At 38.0% G+C, this 23,686-nt stretch carries 25 protein-coding genes; 18 read left to right on the plus strand and 7 right to left on the minus strand.

Annotated features, from left to right (window positions below; all coding sequences use genetic code 11):
• Positions 1–306 precede the first annotated feature (306 nt).
• From AACW45_RS10395 to AACW45_RS10410, 4 genes are all read left to right on the plus strand, one after another.
• Positions 307–765: a DM13 domain-containing protein gene (locus tag AACW45_RS10395; protein ID WP_190632907.1), complete on the plus strand. Its 459-nt coding sequence runs from the start codon at positions 307–309 to the stop codon at positions 763–765.
• A gap of 169 nt (positions 766–934) precedes the next feature.
• A complete protein-coding gene (locus AACW45_RS10400; RefSeq protein WP_190632908.1) occupies positions 935–1,654 on the plus strand; it encodes a DUF4079 domain-containing protein in 720 nt (239 codons plus the stop codon).
• Positions 1,651–3,108: a sensor histidine kinase gene (locus tag AACW45_RS10405; protein ID WP_190632909.1), complete on the plus strand. Its 1,458-nt coding sequence runs from the start codon at positions 1,651–1,653 to the stop codon at positions 3,106–3,108. Before AACW45_RS10400 ends, AACW45_RS10405 begins: the two co-directional genes overlap by 4 nt.
• A gap of 542 nt (positions 3,109–3,650) precedes the next feature.
• Positions 3,651–6,017, plus strand: a complete 2,367-nt coding sequence (locus AACW45_RS10410; RefSeq protein WP_190692800.1) for an MHYT domain-containing protein — start codon at positions 3,651–3,653, stop codon at positions 6,015–6,017.
• Positions 6,018–6,431: 414 nt separating this feature from the next.
• On the opposite strand, the gene AACW45_RS10415 is transcribed toward AACW45_RS10410, so the two are convergent.
• Positions 6,432–6,632: a hypothetical protein gene (locus AACW45_RS10415; protein ID WP_190632911.1), complete on the minus strand. Its 201-nt coding sequence runs from the start codon at positions 6,630–6,632 to the stop codon at positions 6,432–6,434.
• A 150-nt stretch (positions 6,633–6,782) separates the two neighbouring features.
• Here AACW45_RS10415 and AACW45_RS10420 point away from each other — a divergent pair, with 150 nt between their 5' ends.
• Positions 6,783–7,247, plus strand: a complete 465-nt coding sequence (locus AACW45_RS10420) for a GNAT family N-acetyltransferase (RefSeq protein ID WP_190632912.1) — start codon at positions 6,783–6,785, stop codon at positions 7,245–7,247.
• A 36-nt stretch (positions 7,248–7,283) separates the two neighbouring features.
• Here the strand turns inward: AACW45_RS10420 and AACW45_RS10425 are convergent, their stop codons facing one another.
• Positions 7,284–7,898 carry a class I SAM-dependent methyltransferase gene (locus AACW45_RS10425; RefSeq protein ID WP_190632913.1) on the minus strand — a complete coding sequence of 205 codons (615 nt, stop codon included), beginning with the start codon at positions 7,896–7,898 and terminating at the stop codon, positions 7,284–7,286.
• Between the two features lie 562 nt (positions 7,899–8,460).
• On the opposite strand from AACW45_RS10425, the gene AACW45_RS10430 reads away from it, so the two are divergent.
• The 7 genes from AACW45_RS10430 (at position 8,461) to AACW45_RS10460 (ending at position 13,860) form a co-directional block, all read left to right on the plus strand.
• Positions 8,461–8,748 (plus strand): Mo-dependent nitrogenase C-terminal domain-containing protein, encoded by a 288-nt coding sequence (locus AACW45_RS10430; RefSeq protein ID WP_190632914.1) that lies wholly within the window; start codon positions 8,461–8,463, stop codon positions 8,746–8,748.
• A 187-nt stretch (positions 8,749–8,935) separates the two neighbouring features.
• Positions 8,936–9,610, plus strand: coding sequence for a response regulator transcription factor (locus tag AACW45_RS10435; RefSeq protein ID WP_190632915.1), 675 nt, complete (start codon positions 8,936–8,938; stop codon positions 9,608–9,610).
• A 181-nt stretch (positions 9,611–9,791) separates the two neighbouring features.
• Entirely contained in the window at positions 9,792–10,760 is a 969-nt protein-coding gene (gene arsM / locus AACW45_RS10440) for an arsenosugar biosynthesis arsenite methyltransferase ArsM (RefSeq protein WP_190632916.1), read from the plus strand.
• A 203-nt stretch (positions 10,761–10,963) separates the two neighbouring features.
• Positions 10,964–11,971, plus strand: a complete 1,008-nt coding sequence (gene arsS / locus AACW45_RS10445; RefSeq protein ID WP_190632917.1) for an arsenosugar biosynthesis radical SAM (seleno)protein ArsS — start codon at positions 10,964–10,966, stop codon at positions 11,969–11,971.
• Between the two features lie 262 nt (positions 11,972–12,233).
• Entirely contained in the window at positions 12,234–12,398 is a 165-nt protein-coding gene (locus AACW45_RS10450) for a hypothetical protein (protein ID WP_190632918.1), read from the plus strand.
• 201 nt (positions 12,399–12,599) lie between these two features.
• Positions 12,600–12,971, plus strand: a complete 372-nt coding sequence (locus tag AACW45_RS10455; RefSeq protein WP_190632974.1) for a four-helix bundle copper-binding protein — start codon at positions 12,600–12,602, stop codon at positions 12,969–12,971.
• Between the two features lie 88 nt (positions 12,972–13,059).
• The gene (locus tag AACW45_RS10460) at positions 13,060–13,860 is read left to right on the plus strand and encodes a hypothetical protein (RefSeq protein WP_190632919.1); all 801 of its coding nucleotides are present in this window, start codon (positions 13,060–13,062) and stop codon (positions 13,858–13,860) included.
• A 166-nt stretch (positions 13,861–14,026) separates the two neighbouring features.
• Here the strand turns inward: AACW45_RS10460 and AACW45_RS10465 are convergent, their stop codons facing one another.
• A complete protein-coding gene (locus AACW45_RS10465) occupies positions 14,027–14,272 on the minus strand; it encodes a DUF4926 domain-containing protein (RefSeq protein WP_190632920.1) in 246 nt (81 codons plus the stop codon).
• Positions 14,262–14,408 (minus strand): hypothetical protein, encoded by a 147-nt coding sequence (locus AACW45_RS10470; protein ID WP_190632979.1) that lies wholly within the window; start codon positions 14,406–14,408, stop codon positions 14,262–14,264. Before AACW45_RS10470 ends, AACW45_RS10465 begins: the two co-directional genes overlap by 11 nt.
• A gap of 1,068 nt (positions 14,409–15,476) precedes the next feature.
• Here AACW45_RS10470 and AACW45_RS10475 point away from each other — a divergent pair.
• From AACW45_RS10475 to AACW45_RS10490, 4 genes are all read left to right on the plus strand, one after another.
• The gene (locus AACW45_RS10475) at positions 15,477–16,217 is read left to right on the plus strand and encodes a prolipoprotein diacylglyceryl transferase (protein WP_190632975.1); all 741 of its coding nucleotides are present in this window, start codon (positions 15,477–15,479) and stop codon (positions 16,215–16,217) included.
• Between the two features lie 106 nt (positions 16,218–16,323).
• A complete protein-coding gene (locus AACW45_RS10480; RefSeq protein ID WP_190632921.1) occupies positions 16,324–17,742 on the plus strand; it encodes a radical SAM protein in 1,419 nt (472 codons plus the stop codon).
• A gap of 36 nt (positions 17,743–17,778) precedes the next feature.
• The gene (locus AACW45_RS10485; RefSeq protein ID WP_190632922.1) at positions 17,779–18,099 is read left to right on the plus strand and encodes a hypothetical protein; all 321 of its coding nucleotides are present in this window, start codon (positions 17,779–17,781) and stop codon (positions 18,097–18,099) included.
• A 91-nt stretch (positions 18,100–18,190) separates the two neighbouring features.
• Positions 18,191–20,206: a variant leucine-rich repeat-containing protein gene (locus AACW45_RS10490; protein WP_190632923.1), complete on the plus strand. Its 2,016-nt coding sequence runs from the start codon at positions 18,191–18,193 to the stop codon at positions 20,204–20,206.
• A gap of 137 nt (positions 20,207–20,343) precedes the next feature.
• On the opposite strand, the gene AACW45_RS10495 is transcribed toward AACW45_RS10490, so the two are convergent.
• Positions 20,344–20,898, minus strand: a complete 555-nt coding sequence (locus tag AACW45_RS10495; protein ID WP_190632924.1) for a 1,2-dihydroxy-3-keto-5-methylthiopentene dioxygenase — start codon at positions 20,896–20,898, stop codon at positions 20,344–20,346.
• Between the two features lie 179 nt (positions 20,899–21,077).
• Positions 21,078–21,578, minus strand: coding sequence for a hypothetical protein (locus AACW45_RS10500; RefSeq protein ID WP_190632925.1), 501 nt, complete (start codon positions 21,576–21,578; stop codon positions 21,078–21,080).
• A 305-nt stretch (positions 21,579–21,883) separates the two neighbouring features.
• On the opposite strand from AACW45_RS10500, the gene AACW45_RS10505 reads away from it, so the two are divergent.
• Together AACW45_RS10505 and AACW45_RS10510 are read left to right on the plus strand one after the other, a co-directional pair.
• The gene (locus AACW45_RS10505; protein ID WP_190632976.1) at positions 21,884–22,066 is read left to right on the plus strand and encodes a hypothetical protein; all 183 of its coding nucleotides are present in this window, start codon (positions 21,884–21,886) and stop codon (positions 22,064–22,066) included.
• A gap of 65 nt (positions 22,067–22,131) precedes the next feature.
• Entirely contained in the window at positions 22,132–22,917 is a 786-nt protein-coding gene (locus AACW45_RS10510; protein WP_190632926.1) for an HAD family hydrolase, read from the plus strand.
• Positions 22,918–23,100: 183 nt separating this feature from the next.
• On the opposite strand, the gene AACW45_RS10515 is transcribed toward AACW45_RS10510, so the two are convergent.
• Positions 23,101–23,607 (minus strand): pentapeptide repeat-containing protein, encoded by a 507-nt coding sequence (locus AACW45_RS10515; RefSeq protein ID WP_190632927.1) that lies wholly within the window; start codon positions 23,605–23,607, stop codon positions 23,101–23,103.
• Between the last annotated feature and the right edge of the window lie 79 nt (positions 23,608–23,686).

The raw sequence follows: 23,686 nt of genomic DNA on the forward strand, positions 1-23,686 counted from the left end.
ATTATAAGTTTTATGAGTAATAAACAATTCCCCATGAAGATGCAATTTCTTTTTTAAATAAACCGCCAAGTACGCCAAGTACGCCAAGGTAAGAGAAAGCAGAAGGATCTCACGAGGAGCATCCCTAGCCCATATTGTGGCAAAATTGGGATGCTCTGATTGAGTTTCTATAGTAGCTAAGGGAATTTTGAAATTAACCTAAGAATAGAGAGCCTAAATTTTTAATAAATTCTCAGCTTAAATTAATTTTGTTCCTAGTGCAAAGCTTTACATTGTTATTAAAGCAGAATTTACAGAGATGAAATTATGAAATTTAAGCATTTAGCTATTGTGAGTATGATTGCTGTTATCAGCGTAGGTTGTGCGAATGAGACTAATACTAAGCAAACCGAAACCCCAACAACCCCTAAATCAACTATAGCTAGTTCTGGTGGAGGAGCGGGAGCTTTTAAAGCTGGGGAACATCCGACGCAAGGAAGGGTACAAGTTATTAGCGAACAAGGAAAACGTTATTTAGAGTTCGATGGAGATTTTAAAACTGATAAAGGCCCAGATTTATATGTGATTTTGCATCGTTCTGATGCACCACCACAATCGGGGATTAAAGAAAAGGATTATGTGAGTGTTGCGCGATTACAAAAAATTAGCGGTACTCAACGTTATGCTGTACCGGAAACAGTGAATTTAGCTGAATTTAAATCAGTAGCAATCTGGTGTCGCAAATTTAATGCTACTTTTGGTTATGCTCCTTTAGCTAGTAGTTAAAGCTCGATTCAATTAGTAAAAATAGTTTTTTAAAAAGTGTGAGCGCAAAATAATCAACACTTTTGATTTCTCTTAGGCGGCTATATTGAAAGTAGCGGTATGAGTTAGTGTGTTTAGTTTTCATTACTAACTACTTAAAGATTGTGGATGTTCTGTAAATAGGTATTATATGCAATTAGCTGATTTTTTGGCGCTGATTCATCCAGCGATCGCGGTTGTTATTTTCTTCCCACTTTTGGGTAATGTTGTCAATCTAGCATGGCAAACGCGCCAACGCCGTTTACAAACTTTGGCGAAGGCTAAAAGCAAAATACCACCACTGGTGGGGCCGGAACATAAACAGTTAGGTGATTGGCTGGCTAGTACAGTTGTTGGTGTAACTTTAATTGGTTTAGCTTATGCAATTGGTAAAAATATTATTAAGCATCAATTGTGGGTTACTGCAACTAGTCAAGTTGTATTGATTGGCTTAATTTTTGCTGCTACTATTGCATTTTTTATCTTACTATTTCGAGCCAAGCAGCGATTATGGCGGGGAGTTTTTGCGACTTTAACTGGTGCAAATTTAGTAATTCTTGGTTGTCAAGATGGTGTTTTCCGCCGGACAAATGAGTGGTATTGGTCGCATTATTATATTGGGATTACGGCAGCTTTACTGATGATTTTTTCTGTTGCCGTTGTTCAAGATATTTATCAAGATAGATCCCATCGCTGGCGGATTGCCCATACAATCTTAAATTGCTTTGCTCTATTACTATTTATTGGGCAAGGTTTGACTGGAACTAGAGATTTATTAGAAATTTCTCTGAGTTGGCAAGAACCTTATATTTATCAATGTGATTTTGTGAATAAAACCTGTTTACCACCAAATACGCAAATAACAAAGTGAATCAAATTCAAAAATTTAGGCAAGTAATTGATCCGGGTTCATTAAGGGTACGCTTAACGATTGGTATTGCTGCATTCTCAACCTTGGGATTAGGAAGTCTGGCTATTTGGACTAGTTTGAAAATGCAGCAAATTTTAATTAATAGCCATAAATATAATATTGAAAGAATTGCCGATCGCCTACCCCGTGATGTAAAAATTTATAGCGAAATGATGCCTCCTGAGCAAGGGTTACAAAAATCTGTCGATAGTTTAACGAATAACGACATATTTATTTGGGTGAAAGGCTCAGAAAATAAAATTATCGCTAAATCGCAAAATTGGAATCAGTTATCGGATACAGCAGCATCGGAATTAATGTCGTTGACGGAGATGTCTGTAAAACCACAAGTCACCCAAGTGAAACAACGCTATTTTGTTTTGTGCGGTGGTTCCTTACCAGTGAAGGGTAATGTATTGGGTAAATTATTTGTGGTACAAGATGTTACTCGCGAACAGAAGATGTATTTGGCAATGGTGCAAAGTTTAGGAATTGCTAGTAGTTTAGTTATTTTAGTAATTTCTGTGGCGATCGCATTTTATATTCAGCGTTCTCTTCAGCCACTACGTCAGTTAAGCCAAATGACAGAAGTAATTTCGGCGGCGGATTTATCAGAAGCACAATTATCTATCGATCGCGCACCTAGCGAAGTTAAAGAACTAGCGCAAACTTTTAATATGTTATTATCGCGTCTCTCCCTAGCTTGGGAGCAAGAGCGACAATTTGTCAGTAATGTTTCCCACGAGTTACGCACGCCATTAACAATAGTTCATGGTTATTTACAAAGCGTATTAAGACGAAAAAATAATTTAACAACTACGCAAATAGAAGCCTTAGAAACTGCTGCAACAGAAGCAGAACATACAATTCGCCTGTTACAAGACTTGTTAGATTTAGCTAGAGCAGATAGCGGTTATTTACATTTTTCTTTAAATCCTTGCGTACTGAATGATTTAGTTGTAGAAGTTGTGGGGATGGCACAGAAATTTAGCGATCGCGAAATTATCATTGAAGCTACACATCAAACAATTGAGGTGAAAGCAGATTATAATCGCCTCAAACAAGTATTTTTAAATTTAATTGATAATGCTGTCAAATATTCTGAAGCTGATACCCCAGTCATTGTGAAATTATATCAGCAAGAAGATGCGGCGGTGATTCAAGTTTGTGACGAAGGTTATGGAATACCGCTTAAACATCAATCGCGGATTTTTGAGAGATTTTATCGCGTTGATGAAACCCGTAACCGCGCTACAGGTGGTACTGGGTTGGGATTATCGATAGTCAAAACCTTGGTAGAAAGTATGGGTGGAAATGTGACTGTGCGATCGCGTTTAGGGGAAGGTAGTATATTTACAGTCACTTTACCCACTTCATCATCACTCGAAAATCGTTATAGTCACCAAATAAGTTAAAATCTCCCGGAAATTCGATCCGGAATATTATGTGATAAATTTCCCAAAAGTTAATTTACTCCCTAGTCATAAAATTTGCTGGTGAGAAACTTATACCGAATTTTTTTCTAATTAAATAAGAGTAATATAAGTTTTATTCATTTTACTAATATTGATACTTATCTAACCATGTTGAGCTTGAGCAGTTTTGCGTAAAATATAACTATTGGCAATGAAAAGCAAACCCACAAATCCGGTTTAAAAGCCGAGTTTGTGGGTGAATTGCCATGAATATGTGCTTACCGATGTAACTGTTGTACAATTGATATACATTTTTATTGTGATGATAGTTACATTAAATATTGGTCAACCAAATACAAATGTATAATGCAGCAAGCACGGTGAAACTAAATTTTCTGGTTCATATCAACTATAAGATAACCATAATTTTACTGTGAGTAATATCACGGATTATGCAATTAAACAAAAATCCGGTTGCCAGCAGTCAATCAATGTTTGATTTCTGGTTTTTGCTATAAACAGCTTATTATTTGGTAAATAAAATGATATTTGGAAATTATGAAATACTCTTGGTAGTCATCTCATTTGTCATCGCTACAATTGCCTCATATACGGCACTAGAGTTAGCAGGTAGAGTTACCCCAGATTTACCACTAAAAGCCAGATTAAGTTGGATTGTAGCAGGTGCGATAGCAATGGGAACGGGTATTTGGGCAATGCATTTTATTGCGATGTTAGCCTTAAAACTACCAATTTCCGTGGAATACGATCTGCAAATAACCCTGCTTTCTTGGGGGGATGCAATTGTTGCTTCGGGATTAGCATTATTGTTATTCAGCCGCGCCAAATTAAGTATGAAAATGCTGTTTGGCGGTAGTGTGGTGATGGGATTAGCGATCGCTTCTATGCACTATTTAGGTATGGCTGGAATGCGCATGTCTCAAGCGACGATCCATTACAATCAATGGCTGGTGGCTTTATCAGTCGTAATTGCCATCTTGGCTTCTGGTGCGGCTTTGTGGTTGGCTTTCTACTTTCGGAATTTGCAAAAGTCAAAATTTGACTGGCTGAAATTAACTAGTGCTTTAGTGATGGGAATCGCTATTAGCGGTATGCACTACACGGGAATGTGGGCGACTAGCTTTATTAAGTTAGCAGAATTTGTTTTAGATAGCAATGAGCGATCGCCTAATTCTTGGTTAGCAATTCAAATCGGGATTGCGACTTTTTTAATTCTCGTTGCAACTTTGATTATTTCCTTACTCGATCGGCGCTACACAGAACAGTTAATGTGGCAAACCGCTTTACAAGAAAGTGCGGAACGAGAACAAGCTTTAAGTATGGCAATTCAAAGAATGCGGCAAACATTAGATATCGATACTATATTTGCGGCAACAACTTCTGAATTGCGTCAGGTAATTGGATGCGATCGCGTTGTTGTTTATCGCTTTAATCCAGATTGGAGTGGAGAGTTTGTTGCGGAATCTCTTGCAGAGGGATGGATTGCTTTAAATCAAGCAAAAACGCAAAATCCGGAAATTCAAGAAAATGTAATTCAAGACAATCAATGTATTTTTAACAATGACAGCCTCAAATCAAATAATGTCAGTCAAGATAATTTCTTGCTTCAAGATACCTACTTACAATCTACACAGGGAGGTATTTACGGACAAGGGGTCAATTATCGAGTTGTAGAAGATGTTTATCATGCTAATTTTAACAGTTGTTATATTGAGCTTTTAGAAAAACTACAAGCTAAATCTTATGTAATTGTCCCAATTTATGCTCATAGCAAACTTTGGGGATTATTGGCAGTTTATCAAAATTCTGCACCTCGCCATTGGCAAGAAACAGAAATAAATATTATTGTGCAAATTAGTAGTCAGTTAGGAATTGCTTTAGAACATGTGGAATTACTAGAACAAACCAAACAACAATCTATCCTCCTCGAACAAGAAATTCAAGTCCGGTTAGATGCTGAAGCACAATTAAGTTTACAAAAACAGCAGCTAGAACAAGCTTTAAGCGAGCGCAAACAGTTACAAACCCAACTAATTCAAAATGAAAAAATGGTAGCTTTAGGGCAATTAGTCGCAGGTATTGCCCATGAAATAAATAATCCACTTAACTTTATTTCGGGAAATTTAAATTACCTTAATCAAGATATAGAAGATTTACTAAAAGTAATTAAATGCTATCAACAGGAATATCCAGAACCTAGCGATGAAATTAGAAATAATATCGAAAATATAGATTTAGAATATCTCAATCAAGACATGCAAAAAAGTATGGATAGTATGTCTAGAGGAATCAATAGGATACAAAATATTGTTATTGGGTTACGTAATTTTTCGCGGTTAGATGAAGCAGAATTTAAGCTCGTCAACATTCATGAAGGTATTGAAAGTACTTTAATAATTTTACAGCATCGGTTACAAGCAAAACCCGAACGTCCAGGAATTACAGTTATCAAAAACTATGGGGTCTTACCTTCAATTGATTGTTATCCCAGTCAACTTAATCAAGTATTTATGAATATCTTAGTAAATGCCATTGATGCTTTAGAAAATAAAATGGAAAATCATCCTTCTTTATTAGATGATTATCAAATCTCAATCGAGACTAAGCTATTAGATAATTATATAGAAATTCGCATCGGCGATAATGGCTTAGGCATAGATGAAAAGCATTTGCGCAAGATTTTCGATCCTTTCTTCACTACTAAACCAGTAGGTAAAGGCACAGGCTTAGGTTTATCTATCAGCTACCAAATAATTACCCAACTGCATCGAGGAACATTAACTTGTAATTCTGTAAAAGGAGAAAAATCAGAATTTATTATTAAGATTCCTAGAATAAATCAAAACTGCGTTAATAAAAAATCCAGTAATTTTGCTGATAAAAAATAGCTAATATGTCCATGCTAAAGCGCAATCATAAATTTACCTAAATAAATTTATTTTCAGTCGTTATTTAAAGAATATTCAAGTAATTTTATTTTTTATCGCCATAAATTATTTAATTTATTTTAGGATAAATTGGGTGCATATAAGTTAATATAAAAATTTTAATATCCATGAAAATGAGCCTAAACTGTGTAGGTTGGGTATAAGGTCGTGAAACCCAACAAAATCTCGAAAATGTTGGGTTGAGGAACGAAACCCAACCTACAATTATTCGTAATTGAACCGTATTGGTATATGAAGATGAAAATGAGTGGAAAATTGCACTCAGATAGGCAATTTCCACCCTAATTTTGGTGACTTATGGTTAAGAGAACAAAACTGTGTTGAATTAGGCAAATTTTCCGCTAAAAAGATGAATTAGCGGGATTCAGTTCCTTGATTTGGACTACCTGCTACATTATCTTCACCAGGTGCTTCTGGCTTGGCTGTTTCTTTAGCATCGCTTTTTTCAGCGTCACCTGTTTTGCGAATACTATCTTCTAAGGGGGTTTGATAGCCACCAGAAGCGCTAGGGGTATTAGCTTCACTATTAGGTTTTTGCTTTTGCTGTTCAGACATAATGACAATTCCTGTGATTAATTATGGCTATATTTTAAAAACCACAGGAGTTAAATTTTATCTATCTGGAATATGGTTCTGTGTGCTTTATCTCTCTATCCGAAGTAATGTTTAATTAGGTTGTAAAAAATCCTGATATTTGCATTGATAATGCTACAAAATAACTTAGCTTTACCCTCTGGATGTATTGTCCGCCAAGCAATAGCTGAAGATAATTGGCAGATTCGATTGTTGGTTTTATCGGCTAAACTAGACCCAACGCAGTTACGCTGGCAGCAATTTTGGGTGGTTGAATGCGATCGCCAATTAGCAGCTTGCGGACAGTTACGAAATTTTGCGGATATTCAAGAACTTGGTAGTTTAGTCGTGGCTAAGGCTTGGCGCGATCGCGGTTTGGGTAGTTTTCTCACCCAGCATTTAATTAATTCAGCCACTCAGCCGTTATATTTAGAATGTCTTGGTCAGCGCTTGGCAGAATTTTACCAGCAATTTGGTTTTGTGCAGGTGGCTTTTGAAGATTTACCGCGATCGCTTAAACCAAAATTTCGCTGGTCGGAATTGGGTAGAAAGTTGATTCGAGTTCCTGTAGTCTTCATGCATTATCAAGGAACATAGGCGGGGAATCTCACCAAACCCCGCTAAAATCATCAATTAGCTTGGTTTAGACAAAATTGTCAGCAACACAGGCCCTAATAAATAATAATGACCGACACAAGTTAACCCAGCAGCTGCACCCATTAGTTCCCGTTGATCGGGACTATAAAATCTCACTTTCCCCAAAGCACCTAAAGTCACATTCAGTTCTGGCTGACTTTTAACCGTAGTATCAACTAAATAAAACCTTCCACCAGGCGATAACACCCGCGCAACTTCGCTAAAAATCTGCTTCGGCTCTAAATAATGTAAAAAACTGATAGTGTTAAACACCGCTTGAAACTGACCATCAGCAAAGGGAAGAGACTCAGCTTTACCTTCAACAAAAATCAACCGGGGACGATGGCGGTTACTCTGTCTAGCTACGCGCACCATTTCAGGCGATAAATCTAATCCCATACCCCGCAAATCAGGAAATTTAGCCGCTAAACGATCCAGCAAGCGACCAGTACCGCAGCCTAAATCTAGGACATGAGGTTGGGGTGGTAAATCAACATTTTCTAGCAAGCGTTTGTGGATACTTTGGTAAAACACTGAAGGTAAAAGCCAGTCATAGCTTGGGGCCCAAAGGTCAAAAGCTTGCTTTTTGTTAGTTATGAAGTCATTGGTCATTGGTCAATAGTCAATAGTCAACGGTCAATAGTCAATAGTCAACGGTCAATAGTCAATAGTCATATGAATCCGCGTTTTTAGACGTAATTAAGATTTCGGTAGGGGCGGGGTTTCCCCGCCCTTGTGCGAGTTTCAATGTTACGTTTTAGATTGCAGTTTGGTATCAACAGTCAACAGTCAACGGTCAACGGTCAACGGTCAACCGTCAACCGTCAACCGTCAAGAATATCCTGTTTGTAATCTAGCGTAAAGCTGAAAGTCTTGCATTTAGGCATAGACGAACGATCGCGTTCGGGTAAGCCTACTGAAAAATCGTCAAATTGGCGTGGCAATTTTATCTTCAGACGTTAGGATTAGAGCGACAACAGACAAATCATCCGGAATACAGGTACTTAAGTGCGTAGTTAGATTTATCGCTAACAGCAAAATGCACCAACTAAATAACTAACTAAAACTGCAAAGCCTGTGCATAAGTCTCAACTAACTAAACCTATATATCTTTAGGGAATTAAATCCACTAACTAAGCAGGCTTTGCAATTATAAAATATTAGGAGAAAAATTATGTCATGCTTTACTCAAATTCTCTTACATCACGACCTTCTCTACCCAGTACGTGAATGGTTAGAAGGGATAGAAATTCATAACCGCAAACTAGCTCATTTCTTATGTAAAGCTATTCCCGCCCAATGTCCATTTGAGAGAGATATTACACTTTTCGGTCGCACTTTAATGCACATTCCACCGATGTGTAAGTTAAATCCTCTTTATGAACAAGTGGTAACTTTGCGTTTTAAAGCTCTCTGTTATCTTGCGGATGAGTGTGGTGAAGATATTGCCGTATACTGCTAAAATGTGATGATTTTGTGATGTAGCAGTCATTGGTAACCGCAGATTTACGGTTGTTACTGAATCCGAACTATACTAAGCTGACGGAGTACTAATTAGATGTCTAACTATTTAATAGTTAGTACCTCTCTAAAATGGGCGAGTCTGTATCTGTGCTAACCGTATTCTGCTGAAATTATCAACATCATCTATGACGCACATCTTACTGGTTGAAGATGAAGTCAAGCTAGCTCGATTTTTAGAATTAGAACTAAATTATCAGGGTTATCAAGTCAGTGTTGCTTACGATGGACTAACTGCCGTTACCGCAGCACAGAAGTTACATCCAGATTTAGTAATTGTAGACTGGACTTTACAAGGTTTATCCGGGTACGATACCTGTCATCGCCTGCGAAGTATTGACAAAGGACTACCAATAATTTTATTAACTGTCAAGGATGAAACAAGCGATCGCATTGCAGGCTTAGATGCTGATGTTGACGATCGGCTAGTTAAACCTGTTTGTATCGAAGACTTAGTTACCATCATCCGGACTCATCTGCGAAAAAGCCAAGTAAAACATGGTGCAGATATTTTAGAATTTGAAGACCTGAGTTTAAATCGTCTAACGCGCAAAGTATATCGAGGCCAGAGGTTGATTGATTTAACGGAACAGGAATTTGAGTTACTAGAATATTTACTGATACATCCGCGACAGATTATCACAAGCGATCGCATTTTAGCCGAAGTCTGGAGTCACAACTTTATCGCCGACTCTCAAATCGTGGAAATGTCTATTCGCTACCTCCGCCAAAAACTTGAAGCTAATAACGAAAAGCCTTTACTGCAAACCTTACATGGTATCGGCTACGTATTATACAATTAATCCTGACTCTGACTAATCCCCTAAACTGCCTATTGTGTGGGTGTTTGGGGGATGCTTGTTGGCGGCAAAACCGTTAAAACCAGTAGTTTAGAGGTTGCTTAGATTCTTATCTCACACTAATACAATTGAAAGTTAATTGTATTACGATGCGTAAAGTTAAAGTTGATTTTACGCGATCGCAATGACCTATTTAGAAACAGCAGCAGAATTTTATCGTGAAGTTGCACAAACACCACAAGTGGGACTTTGTTGTGTCCAAAGTACACCTCTGCAACTACCAGGACTAAAAATCCCCTTGGCGATGCAAGAAATGAACTATGGTTGTGGTACTACTGTTCACCCAACTGAACTAGCTAATCAACCTACCGTCCTGTATGTTGGCGTGGGTGGTGGCTTAGAAGCCTTACAATTTGCTTATTTTTCCCGTCGTCCCGGTGCTGTAATTGCAGTGGAACCAGTGGAAGCCATGCGCGAAGCAGCTACACGCAATTTAGAAATCGCTGCTCAAGAAAATCCCTGGTTTGATCCCAGTTTTGTCCAAATCTACCCAGGTGACGCCTTTAACTTACCCGTTGCTGATGCGGCTGTAGATGTCGTAGCGCAAAACTGTCTTTTTAACATCTTTGAACCAGAAGATTTAACCCGCGCTTTAAAAGAAGCATATCGCGTTTTAAAACCAGGCGGACGTTTACAAATGAGCGATCCCATCGCTACTCGTCCCATACCTGCACATCTACAACAAGATGAACGCCTTAGAGCCATGTGCTTATCAGGCGCACTGACATATCAAGATTATACACAATTGATTGTTAATGCTGGCTTTGGTCAAGTAGAAATTCGTGCCCGTCGTCCTTACCGATTACTAGATACTTTAACTTATAACCTAGAAGAAAATTTACTCTTAGAAAGTCTAGATTCTGTATCTTTTAAAGTTGCTATCCCCGCAGATGGAGCCTGTATTTTTACAGGTAAAACCGCAATTTATGCAGGTACAGAATCTTTATTTGATGACGGAGCAGGACATTTATTGCAGCGTGGGATTCCCGCAGCCGTGTGCGATAAAACGGCTGCTAAACTTGCAGCTTTAAAGCCAACAGAAATCATAGTTACCGATTCCACATGGCATTATGACGGTGGTGGTTGCTGCTAACTTTTAACCACAAATTACTATCTATATTCGTAGTGGCGAGACAAGGCTAAAATGGTGCATTAATAAAACTCTTGTGTGATGGGCGTCTCGCCCGTCCTGGGCGGACAAGATGTCCACCCCACAAGAAAATTATATTGCAACATTTAAAGCTTGCCACGCCACTACAAAGATTTAGAGTGAATCTTATTGGAGAAAAACTAAAAATGCAGACTCAATCGTTAAATTCACGAGATATAAAAGTAACACCATTTCAACAAAAACTCAGTCAACCGTTAACTAAAACCGCTATATCTGTATTACAAATTAATTTAGGTAAACGCTGTAACCTAGCCTGTACCCACTGTCATGTAGAAGCAAGTCCAAAACGCACAGAAGAATTATCTCCAGAAATTTGCGAACAATTAATCGAGTTAATTGACAAATTTCCCGAAATTAAAATTATTGATTTAACTGGTGGTGCGCCAGAAATGAATTATGGCTTTAAGCCATTAGTAGCCGCCGCTAAAAAAACAGGTAAACAGGTAATTGTTCGTTCTAATTTGACTATTTATTTTGTCGATGGCTTTGGTGATTTACCAGAATACTTTGCAGAAAATAAATTAAGAATAGTTGCTTCCCTACCCTGCTACTTAGCAGATAATGTAGATAAAATGCGCGGTGCTGGTGTTTTTGATGATTCTATAAAAGCGTTGCAATGGCTAAATCATCTTGGCTATGGAAAAGAATCCGATTTAATTTTGGACTTGGTTTATAATCCCCAATTACCCAAAGCAGAAAAATTTTCTTTAGCTCCCGAACAAACAAACCTAGAGAAAGCTTATAAAATGTTCTTAAAAGAACATTTTGGCATAGTATTTAACAACCTCTTCACCATCACCAATCTACCAGTAGGTAGAACAAAAATGTATTTAGAACGTCAAAAATTGTACGCCAGCTATTTGCAGTTTTTAGAATCTAACTTTAATGCTGGCACAGTTGAGCATTTAATGTGTCGTAATCAATTATCGGTTGATTATTTAGGTAACGTTTACGATTGCGACTTTAACCAAATGATGAATTTACCAGCAAAAAGCCATAATGGTGAAACTTTGACAATTGCTAGCTTGTTAGCGGCTGGTAGTTTAGACTTGATTGATGAGATTCAAACCGCAGCTTATTGCTATGGTTGTACAGCTGGTTGTGGTTCTAGTTGCGGTGGTGCTTTAGTCTAAATTTTAATTGATTTTTAATTTGCTTATTTGCTAGCACCACAATTTTTTGTCAGCAAAAGACTATTTTGTTACAAAGCTGTTAAGCTTGCGTTACATAGCGTGAGATCGGTTTATCATGGCAATAGTTAAGTCTCCTCACACCACACCAAAGCCGTGGACTATTGTTAGTCTCACGGTTTTTATTTTAGGGGCTAGGAGCTAGGGAAGGCAGACAAATGACAATTGTAGAGACGCGATTCATCGCGTCTTTGCCCAATGCCCCATGCCCCATGCCCAATTCACAACTTTTTATAGATATTTGTTAAGAGAAACTGACATAAATATATCCTTAGACTTAAGCCGAATTAGCGATCGCATATTAACAAATTTAGTGATTTGCGAAAACTCCGATTTTTTACGGGAGTTTCCGAGGCTTTATTTACAATAATCCTCATGCAAATAACCAGATAAATATCACTAAACTATGTGCAATTAAGACAAATTAGCGGTAAGCATATCGAGATAGTGAGCATATAAATACCCTCGTAAAAACACTATTGACTCCCTATAAATCTCAGTCTAAATTGATAGTTAAGTCCTCCACAGGACGAGTCAAAAAAGCATCAGCTAGTTAGGAGGTTTTCCTATGATGATGATGATGATGAACGAATCCATGACAACTGAAATGCAAACCTGCATGGACGCTTGCATGGAATGTCACAAGATGTGTATGGAAACCATGACTCACTGCATGTCCATGTCTCAAGGCAAGCAGATGGACATGAAAATGATGAGCATGATGGGCATGATGCGCGACTGCGCAGAAATGTGCATGATGTGCATGAACATGATGATGAGTGGTTCCGAATTCATGGGACGTACTTGTATGCTATGTGCAGAAATGTGCGATCGCTGTGCAATGGCTTGTGACGAAATGGGCGGTGATAAAATGATGGAATGTGCCGCAGCTTGCCGCAAATGTGCAGAAACTTGCCGGATGATGCAAATGATGCCTGCTTAAATTCCATAACCAGCAGAAGTTTCTCTGCAACCTAATATTCAAGCGCTCAGGCTCAACAAGTCTGGGCGCTTGAAGTATATTTATAAGGATGAAGCACCTTAAATCCCGTTCTCAAGATTTGCGGAGTTTATTTGAGAACAACATCACCATTGAATATGTAGCAGAACCCCTCAAAGCAGTGTCGGCGGAAGCTGAGGTAACAGAGGTGCTGCAATGGATGCAAGCACGCGACTTTGATGTCGTTGGTGTTGAGTCAGGTGATACCATCACTGGCTATGTAGAACGCGCCAACTTACACAAAGCAACATCGGGAAAAGTATGCAGCGATTATCAGCGCGTATTTCATCCCAGAGAACTCATCGCTATTTCCACCCCACTGATGAAACTGCTACCAATTCTGCAACAAACTCCCCGATTATTTGTGCTGGATTGCAATCAAGTCACGGGAATTGTTACCTGTGGCGATTTGCAAAAAGCACCTGCAAGAATGCTGTTATTTGGCTTAGTCACGCTGTTAGAAATGAATTTGCTGCGACTCGTGCGGCTTTATTATGTAGATAATAGTTGGCAGAAAGTTTTAAAGCCAGAACGTTTACAAGTCGCACAAAGATTATGGCGCGAAAGCCAAGAAAGAAATGAAGCTACAGATTTATTAGATTATCTGCAATTTTGCGATAAGCGCGAGTTAGTTTTAAATCAGCCAGAACTGCTAGAACAACTAGGATTAAAATCCAAGCGATTTGGCGAAAGGTTTCTCAAATCAGCCGAACAGCTACGTAATCGATTAGCACATGCACAAAATTTAGTTAGCGGTTCCTCGTGGATAGATTTAATTTCTTTAGCGGAAGCGATGGAAAAATTATTGATTCTGTGTGAAGAAATCGAGTGATCATTACATAAAATTGTAGAGACGCGATTCATCGCGTCTCTGACAAATGACCATAACAACCCAGAATAACTATGGATAATATAGATAATAATGGCACTCGCCCGCCAGCGAACTAATATGCTGACATAGGCATCGCAATATAAATGATTCCTGTCACTTAAACAACCTAAATTTCCACCAAAGAGCGAACACTTAAAATTTCATGATTTCGCAGTGGTTTAATATCAGATAGGGGAACAATGACAACAGCTATTGATTCACCACTTGCATTGAATACTTCTAGAACACATCCTTGTTCGCCATTGCTGGGATGAGGAACAAAATCAATTAAAGTTGCTAAATCACCTTTTTTAAATTGATATTCATCCAAGTCACGATTTAAAGCAACACGTTGGTATAGTTCAAAGTTCATTTGCAGACTCCTTGTTAGGTTTGAGGGTAAATCCAGCTTGGGCAAGAAACTTTGATTTATCGTCTTGTTCTCTTGGTACTAATAAGTAGCGGGTAATTTTTTCGTCTGCAATAATCGCATCAGGGGGAATTTTCATTTCTCATAACACCACAGATTTCCGTAACACTTTATCTCTCATCATGTTACAGTCTCTCGACTCACCGAATGCCCATGAGCTTGCGCTCGTTGTGCGATCGCCTGATACAATTCCATCAGTAATGTCTCTTAGAATATACAGCAGATTGCAAGCCAATGAAGTACAGATTATCGTTGATTGTAGGGGCACTGGCACTGCCATGCCCTGATAATTATCTGTACCTCACCATGCCCTAATAATTATCTGTACCTTACCAAATTGCAATTTGCTGTATGAGACGATGTGAATAACGAATATCACGATAATTTATGATAAAAATTGTGATATTCATAATAAAAATCGCAATATTTACGAAAAAATCGCGATGTTTTCTATGAAAAATACAATATTCATAATAAACATTGCAATATTTACGAAAAAACCTTGATGTTTTCTATGGAAAATACAATCTTTATAATAAAAATCGCAATATTTACGAAAAAACCTTGATGTTTTCTATGGATAAGACAATCTTTATAACAAACATTACGATATTTATGATAAAAGTCGATTTTTTATTACTTTCTTAATTACGAATCACGATTTTCATCAAAACTCTGCCGCAATTCCTCAACCGACACCCCCAAAATCTCGGATACGGCGGCTAATAAACTCTCATCCTGAGTAACTTGGTAGAAACGGGCAAGATTACGCCGAGAAATTCCTAAACCATACTCATCATTAAACTCAGCCGTAATCTGTAAATCTTGCAGATAATAAGCTTTCGCTGATTCCAGTTCGCCTAATTCTTCTGCAACTCTACCAAGGTGAAAATATGTGCCTGCACAATTATAGCGATCGCCTTTGGGTACTTTGTAGAACGATACCGTTCAGTTAAGGATAAATTAGGTTGGGGAGCCAGTGAGTTGCGGGGGTTCCCACCGTTGTAGCAACTGGCGTTTGAACGAAGTGAAACCCAACAAAGCGCGGAAAATGTTGGGTTTCGTCCCTCAACCCAACCTACGCCTTACTTAATTATGTTTAACTACTTATTAATACAACTTGATACTTTATAAATTACAAATTATGTTGACTTTCCCTGTTTATATCGGGATAGGTTCCTTACGAATTCATCCACATATTTTATTTGAATCTTTAGCTTATGCTACTGCTTTTCGTTTATTAATCCGCCGCGTGCGTAAAGATTCAATTACACCTAGTCAACGTACTTCTGTAATTGTTGGGGGGCTGATAGGTGCTTTAATTGGTGCCAAAATGTTGGTTTGGTTGCAACATATTGATTTAATTTGGCAAAATCAACAGCAATTACTTTTACTCTTACTGCAAGGTAAAACAGTTGTCGGCGCACTTTTGGGGGGATTAATTGGCGTAGAAATTACCAAAAAAATTCTGGGAATTCATCAGTCTACAGGTGATGTATTTGTATTTCCCTTAATTGTGGGAACAGGCATCGGGAGAATTGGCTGCTTTCTCACCGGTTTGAGCGATCGCACTTATGGAATCGCCACCACATTACCTTGGGGTGTAGATTTTGGCGATGGTGTTCCCCGACATCCCACACAATTGTATGAAATCTTATTTTTATTATTGTTAATTATATTCTTAAGCTGGCGCAGCCGTTTTCAATATGAAAATGGCGAATTATTTAAATTTTATTTAATTTCTTATTTTGGGTTTCGTTTCCTGATAGATTTCATTAAACCAGATTTTCATCCCTTTTTGGGCTTGAGTGCTATTCAAATTACTTGTTTACTAACTATCCTCTACTATCACCGCAGTATTTCCCAAATGTTTCAATTCAATAAATAATTTACATAATTTTCCATAATTTTCAGCTAGACATTGCTCACCCTACAAAACTTCTTCATCATTCCCTTCTGCCATCTGCCATCTGCCCTCTGCCTTATTTAATACCATGCCTACTCGCGATTATTTATTTTACGCCTTAACTAATAGTGTTTGCTCAAAATGTTTAGTTAAGGTAGAAGCGAAAATTATTTTTCAAGACGATTGTGTTTATTTAGTTAAACATTGTCCTACTCACGGAAAAGAAGAAGTTTTAATTGCTGATGATATTGAATATTATAAAAAATCTCTAGAATTTATTAAACCTGGAGATATGCCTCTCAAGTTTAATACGCCAATTAAATATGGTTGTCCTTATGATTGTGGACTTTGCCCCGATCACGAACAACATAGTTGTTTAACATTAATTGAAGTTACAGATAAATGCAATCTTTCCTGCCCAATTTGTTATGCTGACTCTGGCGCAGAAGAAGTTTCTCAATTATCCCAGCAACCAAGACTGCATCGCAGTTTAGCACAAATTGAAAGCATGATTGATGCGGTAGTTGCTAATGAAGGCGAACCGCAAATAGTACAACTCAGTGGTGGCGAACCTACGATTCATCCTGAGTTTTTTCAAATCTTAGATATTGTCAAAACCAAGCCGATTAAGCATTTAATGATCAATACCAATGGCGTAACGATCGCTAAGGATAAATCGTTTTGCGATCGCTTGAGTCAATACATGCCCGGAATTGAGATATATTTACAATTTGATAGCTTTGAAGCCGCAGCTTTAAAAGAGTTACGCGGTGCAGATTTACGCCATATCAGAGAACAAGCAATTGCTAATCTCAATGAATATAATATTTCGACTACATTAGTTGTCACCCTCAAGAAAGGGTTAAATGACAGCGAAATTGGTAAAATCATCGAATACGCTTTACAGCAAAAATGTATCCGGGGTGTGACTTTTCAACCTATACAAGCAGCCGGAAGATTAGCAGGATTTAACCCCAAACGAGACAGGTACACCTTAACAGAAGTTCGTCGCTCAATTTTAGAACAAAGTCCTTATTTTAAACCGGAAGATATTCTTCCAGTTCCCTGTCATCCTGATTGCTTGGCGATGGCTTACGCATTGAAATTAAATGGTAAAGTTATCCCGCTAACTGGGTTAATTAATCCAGATGTGTTTGTAAAAATTATGCCTAATAGTGTACTTTATGAACAAAATGAAGAACTAAAACAGCAAATTTTTCAACTATTTTCTACCAGCCATTCACCCAATTCTGCGGCTTTATCACTCAAGCAGCTTTTATGTTGTTTACCCATGATAGCTGTACCAGAAGGTATTAATTACTCAAATGTATTTCGAGTAATGATAGTTCAATTTCTCGACCCTTTTAACTTTGATGTCCGCTCAGTCAAGCGCTCTTGTATTCATATTGTACATCCAGATGGTAGGATAATTCCATTTGATACATTCAATATGTTTTATCGTGCAGGAAGTGCTGGATATCAGTTGGTTAATAACCGTACTGATTGAATTTGAGCGAACGGTGTCATCTAAAGGGTTAAATTAATGTCTCAAAGAAATGAAATTTTCCAAATTTTATTAGGATTATTTCTGATAGTTGGTTTACATTCATTAGCAATACTGATCATATTTGGCTTGGGTTGGCTTTCTGTGCAGATATTTGGTTCTAATAATTATTACTATTTAGGTATATGGTTAGTAGGCGCTTGGGGATTTTTTATTTGGCAAATGTTATATGTAATTCCTGTTTGTATTTGGCTGAGAAGACAACAGCGCCTAGCAATGATGAAAGGGGTAATTATTGGTGCAGTAATTACGGCTTTATTAAATGGTAGTTGTTTTTTATTAATATTTACTAATCGTTAACTAATCGTTAATCAAGGGTAGCAAATCTCAAATCATTAAAGGGAACAATAAGGGAAGCATAATTTTTGAATTTGCTTGAGATTAACTACCTATGAAGCATCTACCCATGAGTCAACAGCAAGAAACAGCATTGCAAGAAGCTGCGAATGAAAATACCCCTTCTGAGCGTTTGCGAGAGCTTGCGAAACTTAGTATAGAGTTAGCCAGGATAGTTGCACAAAATCCTGGCACTGATGCGGATATTTTACATGAATTAGGCTCATACGCTGACGCAAAAGTGCGACAGAATTTGCTGATGAATCCTAACATTCCGCCATCTCGACTAATGTTTTTAGCCAAGCTGTTTCCTAGACATTTATTTAGAAACCCAGCTATTGATTTATTAATTTTAGAAAATCCCAATTTACTAGCTACAGCTTTTGATACAGTTTTACCTAATTTAATTAAGCGGAAGCTTGTGCCAGTTTCGCTTTTAGAATATGTCGCCAAATCTTCATCGGAAACAGTAAAATTAGCAATCACGGTAAATAGCCAAACACCAAAAGCTACCCTTGAATATTTAGCATCTAGTAACAATCAGCTTGTGGTAGAAGCGGCGCAAATGCATGTTAATTGGAATGATGATGCTAATTGTGGAGATTGGCAAGAAATCGCCCAAACAGCAATAGATAGGATATTAAAAGATTGCTCAGAAAAATTTAAAGATGCAATTCAGCCAATCGCCAAAATTAAGGAATTGCGATCGGATATTCCTAAACATATTTCACGATTTGTAGATTACAGAAGCGCAGCATATCTAGAAAAGACTGTTGATGAATTAGAAAAGCTAGCACAGTCAGCTAACTCAAAAGAACGCTTAATAGCTGCTGAACATCCTAATACCCCTGGTTATATTCTGGAACAATTACTAGAATCTGCTGATGGTAGTATCTTCTATGCACTGGCTAGTAATCCTAATGCTCCTGTTCATTTCTTAAAAAAACTTCTTGAGAAACCGGATCTTTATGAATTAGGTAGACGCATAGCGTGGAATCCCAACCTACCGTTGGAATTGCTAGAAGAGATGGCTGATTCGGATCGTCATAATGCAGTTCATGAAGCGATCGCAGCTAACCCTCGAACACCTGTGTATATTCTGGAAAAACTCGCTAGTAATCAAGGTTTGAAGGGTTATGTTCATCAAGCAATAGTTTATAACCCGAATACACCAGTCAGCTTACTAGAAAAATTAGCACGCGATCGCGGCGATGATTACGTTGTTCTCAATAGAATTGCAAACAATCCCAAAACACCGAAGCAACTTGTTCTCAGCTTACTATACCTGTTTGAACAAAGATATCTCGGCGGATACAGTTTAAATTCTGGTGTTGAAGAATTTGGTATGATGAATCCCCATGTTTCAGGTAATTTTTTGGAAAAATCATTAGAATGCCAAGAAAATACTTTAAAGACAGCATCGCACAAACAGTTTAAAGATGCTGCTAATTCTAATTTAGCAGCCATTGCTCGTCATCCTAACTTAGCTGAAAAGTCTTTAAAAAAGCTACTTTTAGAACACGAACAAGACTTTATCCGTTACGCTGCTTGCGAAAATCCTAATACACCAAATTTTATTGTGCAAATATGGGGACTAGATATTCTCAAAGACTTAAACGAAGGAATAGTTAATTTAGCAGTCTTGAAAAGAATAGCGGCTTCTCTCTACGCTAACCAGGAACTTTTAGCAGTCTTAGTTAACCATGAACATCCTAATGTACGCAAAGCAGCAGCCAGCAATCCCTGTATTGACGATGCAATTTTAGCATCTTGGGAATCTTCACCTAATTATCAGCCAGGTGAGTTAGAATCAAGCCTTTATCCTGAAAGAGAACTCCTCAGCAAATGGGAACAAATTCCTCTATCTACTCGCCTCACAGTTTTATTAAATCCACAAGCACCAAAGGGAATTTTAGCCAAAATTGCTCGCTCTTTTTCTTGGCTAGAACGCTATGCGATCGCGCAAAATCCCAACACACCTACACAAATACGTCAAATTCTTACCAAAGATGGTAATCGAGTAGTACGTGCTGCTGCTAATTTTACCAAGCCGTTGGAATTACCAGAATAGCTAGGGACATCCAATTTTTTAAATACCCAATAAATTTGTAGTGCGAGCATCTTGCTCGCTTTTAAACATCAGCGAGCAAGATGCTCGCACTACTAGAGAATATAGGTAATTTATTTTTTGTAAGTCCCCTATTACTATTATCGCGGCTTGTTCATCGAGTCGCTTAACTGAGTTCCTGTGTAATTTGGTAACCAACCTTCTGCGGTGATAAAATAGCGTACTGCTTTAAAATTCAAGGATGCATTCGGACTACACCAATGCTCTACACCCGCAGGAATCACCAGATAATCTTGCGCTTGAACTAATAACTGAATCTGGCTACCATCTGGTTTGACAAAGCCAAAAATCATCTCTCCCGCTAAAACGTAGATAGGTTCAGCCGCAGTATGAGTATGATAACGGCTGTAAGTGGCTATTAATGTCTCAATATGCGGGGAACCTGGGTGTATATTCAGTAAGTCACACCAAAGATAGCCTGTTTCTTGCTGGAGAAATTCAAACACTCCATTATGCAGTTCTAAGATGTAGCGCTTCTCGGATTCGGTAACTACGTCTTGATCGATTAAGTGCGGAAAAAGCAGCGATGTTCCTGGATCGTAGTGTTTCAAGTGAATGCCCAAAGGAGACAATTCACGGACTATTTCGCTTAAATCGCTCTCGATTGTACCGTCATCCAGCAATAGGGTAGCCATAACAGAAACGCTAATTCACCATTAAGAAAAGTATACTTAATTTTTTTTTAATTAGCCATTATGCCGATAGGCAAACCGGAGTTGTTTATCCGAGTTCTCTGACATACAGCATCCTAGTGGGGTGGCAAAAAATATCGGTTTTGACTGTTGACTGTTGACTGTTGACTGTTGACTATTGATTATTGATTGTATAAACCGAAAGATGACTTGGTTTCCCATTGATTATTGTTTCTTTCCAGATAGAGAATACTGGCATAATTTGGACTGGATGGACAATATACTGCTAATTGAATCAATGCTTGGGAAAAATCGGGAGAAAATCCTGGTCGAGTTAACCAATAAAAATTAGCCCAGCGATAATTGTAGTCAGCGCACAATCGGTTAGCTTCTGCGTCAGAAATTAGGGTGACTTGAGAATGAGCGATCGCATTTTTTAATGAGTATCTTTCCCTATTCATCAATACCCAATCATCATAAGTTGCTTTCGGTACATTGTACGCACCGTCAAAAAACGAGCCACACTTGGACAGTTTTGGAAAACTAATATCTTCCCAAGTAATTATGTCACCGTCACCTTGACGAGAAAAAATGCTACAGGAAGTTTCGATGAGGTAGTCTTGCCCCATTTGCTCACCTTTAATTAAGGTAGAGATAATCTGGGTTTCAAATTGCGATCGCATATCCACAGCATTACGAAAAAATACATTAAATTAGTTATAAAATATACTTAATTATTTTGAAAATTAGTAATAACACAAATGGTAGGGGCATGGCATTGCCATGCCCTCTAAAATATATTGATGTCCTGCAAACAATATTTAAATTAGTAGAAATTCATAAATAGCTGTATAACCTTGCAGCCATAGGGCTTTGCGGCTGAGATGCAGTATAATTTAACCTTGCCCAGAGAAATTTATCAGCAACCTCTAGCGCGGATACTCTAACATATTAAGAAACACCACAATCGTTAATGGTAGAGGTATCAATGGACGCTTTAGTGGAAACCCTAGAGACAAAATTGCGTCAGTGGAAGCCTGATGTTGCTGAACAAGTCAAGCAATATGTAGCAGCAATTATCGAAATGGCTGACCAAGATGCGTTAGATATTCTTCATTCCAGGGATGCTGATCAACAAGCGTTAGACTCTTCCGCAGAATCTGCAAACTAGCATGATACAGAAAAATTCTGGCTGGATGGGATAAGCTAACCAAAGCAGTTTTCATCCTCAAACCCATGACCGCAAGTAGTCCCACAATTTTAGCCCTAGACTTTGATGGAGTGATTTGCGATGGATTAATTGAATATTTTGAAGTAGCATGGCGTACCTATTGTCAAATTTGGTCGCCTGCTAATAAAATACCAGCCGATAACTTAGCTGCAAGATTTTATCGCCTCAGGCCAGTAATTGAAACAGGTTGGGAAATGCCTGTTTTAATTAAAGCTTTAGTTGATGGTATTGATGATGACAAGATTCTTCACGAATGGGTAACTATTGCCCCACAAATTTTATTAGACTATAAGCTACAAGCCAGAGAAATTGCAGCCATTTTAGATAATTCTCGCGATCGCTGGATTGCTAACGATTTAGATGGTTGGTTAAGCTTGCATAGATTTTATCCTGGCGTAATTGATAAAATCAAAGCCACTGTTGCTAGTAAAGTTAAGTTATATATCATCACCACAAAAGAAGGGCGTTTTGTGCAGCAGTTATTACAGCAAGCAGGTGTAGATTTAGCGCCCATAGTCATATTTGGTAAGGAAGAGAAGCGCCCTAAATACGAAATTATTCGGGAATTAATCCAAAATGCTGAATATAAACCCGTAAGTTTGTGGTTTGTCGAAGATAGATTGAAAACTTTGGAGTTAGTCCAGCAGCAATCAGACCTAGCAGATGTGAAATTATTTTTAGCAGATTGGGGCTATAATACCCAAGCTGAGAGAGACGCAGCGCAAAATAGCGAGCGTATTCAGCTAATATCACTGTCTCAGTTTGGTCAAGATTTTTCTAATTGGGCATAGGGCATTGGGCATGGAAAAGACCGATTTTTATGGGAACTCCAAAAAATAAATTATCCAACTTGTAGGGGCACGGCATCTACAAACTTTCGGTATTACCGATATTTTATCGGTGCCGTGCCCCTACGAAAGATGTGGTTCTTCGACAAATCTCAATGCCCCATGCCCCATGCCCCATGCCCATATTTATCTACAACCTAAACTTTCCCGTGTAGAAACGCCGGTCACAGAGTTAATGCCATCAGCGCGATCGCATAATAAAGATACTTGATAGCGGTCAATTAATGCGTCTGTAAAATCAGCACCAGTAATCTCCGCCTCATAAAAGCGACTATTGGTCAAAGTTGCTTCTATGAAAATCGCATTTTTTAAATTTGCACTATCAAAAGTTACGCGGTCAACTAAAGCACCAGTCAGGTTTGCATCTTGTAAATTAGCTTTTAATAAAACGCCTTTTGTGAGAATAGCATTTTTTAAATTAGCACCTTGAAAATTTGCTTCTCGCATTTCTGCAGCGACAAATTTAGCACCAGCTAAATCAGTATAAGAAAAATCGCGTTTTTCTAAATGAGTATTGTTGTAATTAATCGTCTTTTCTTGTGCAAAAGCTGGTTTAGGAGTAAAAATCACCCATAAACCAGCTAATAGTAAAATAAGTATTAAACTCCAAAGGCGTAGCCAGAAATTTCTCATAAATTTTTACCGAGTCAAAAGTGCCAAGTCACAATCAAAAGTTCTACTTAATATATTTTGAACCATTAACTATTGACTA

The organism is Calothrix sp. FACHB-168 (genome assembly GCF_963889195.1).
In the GTDB taxonomy this organism is placed as follows: Bacteria; Cyanobacteriota; Cyanobacteriia; order Cyanobacteriales; family Nostocaceae; genus Aulosira; species Aulosira anomala_A.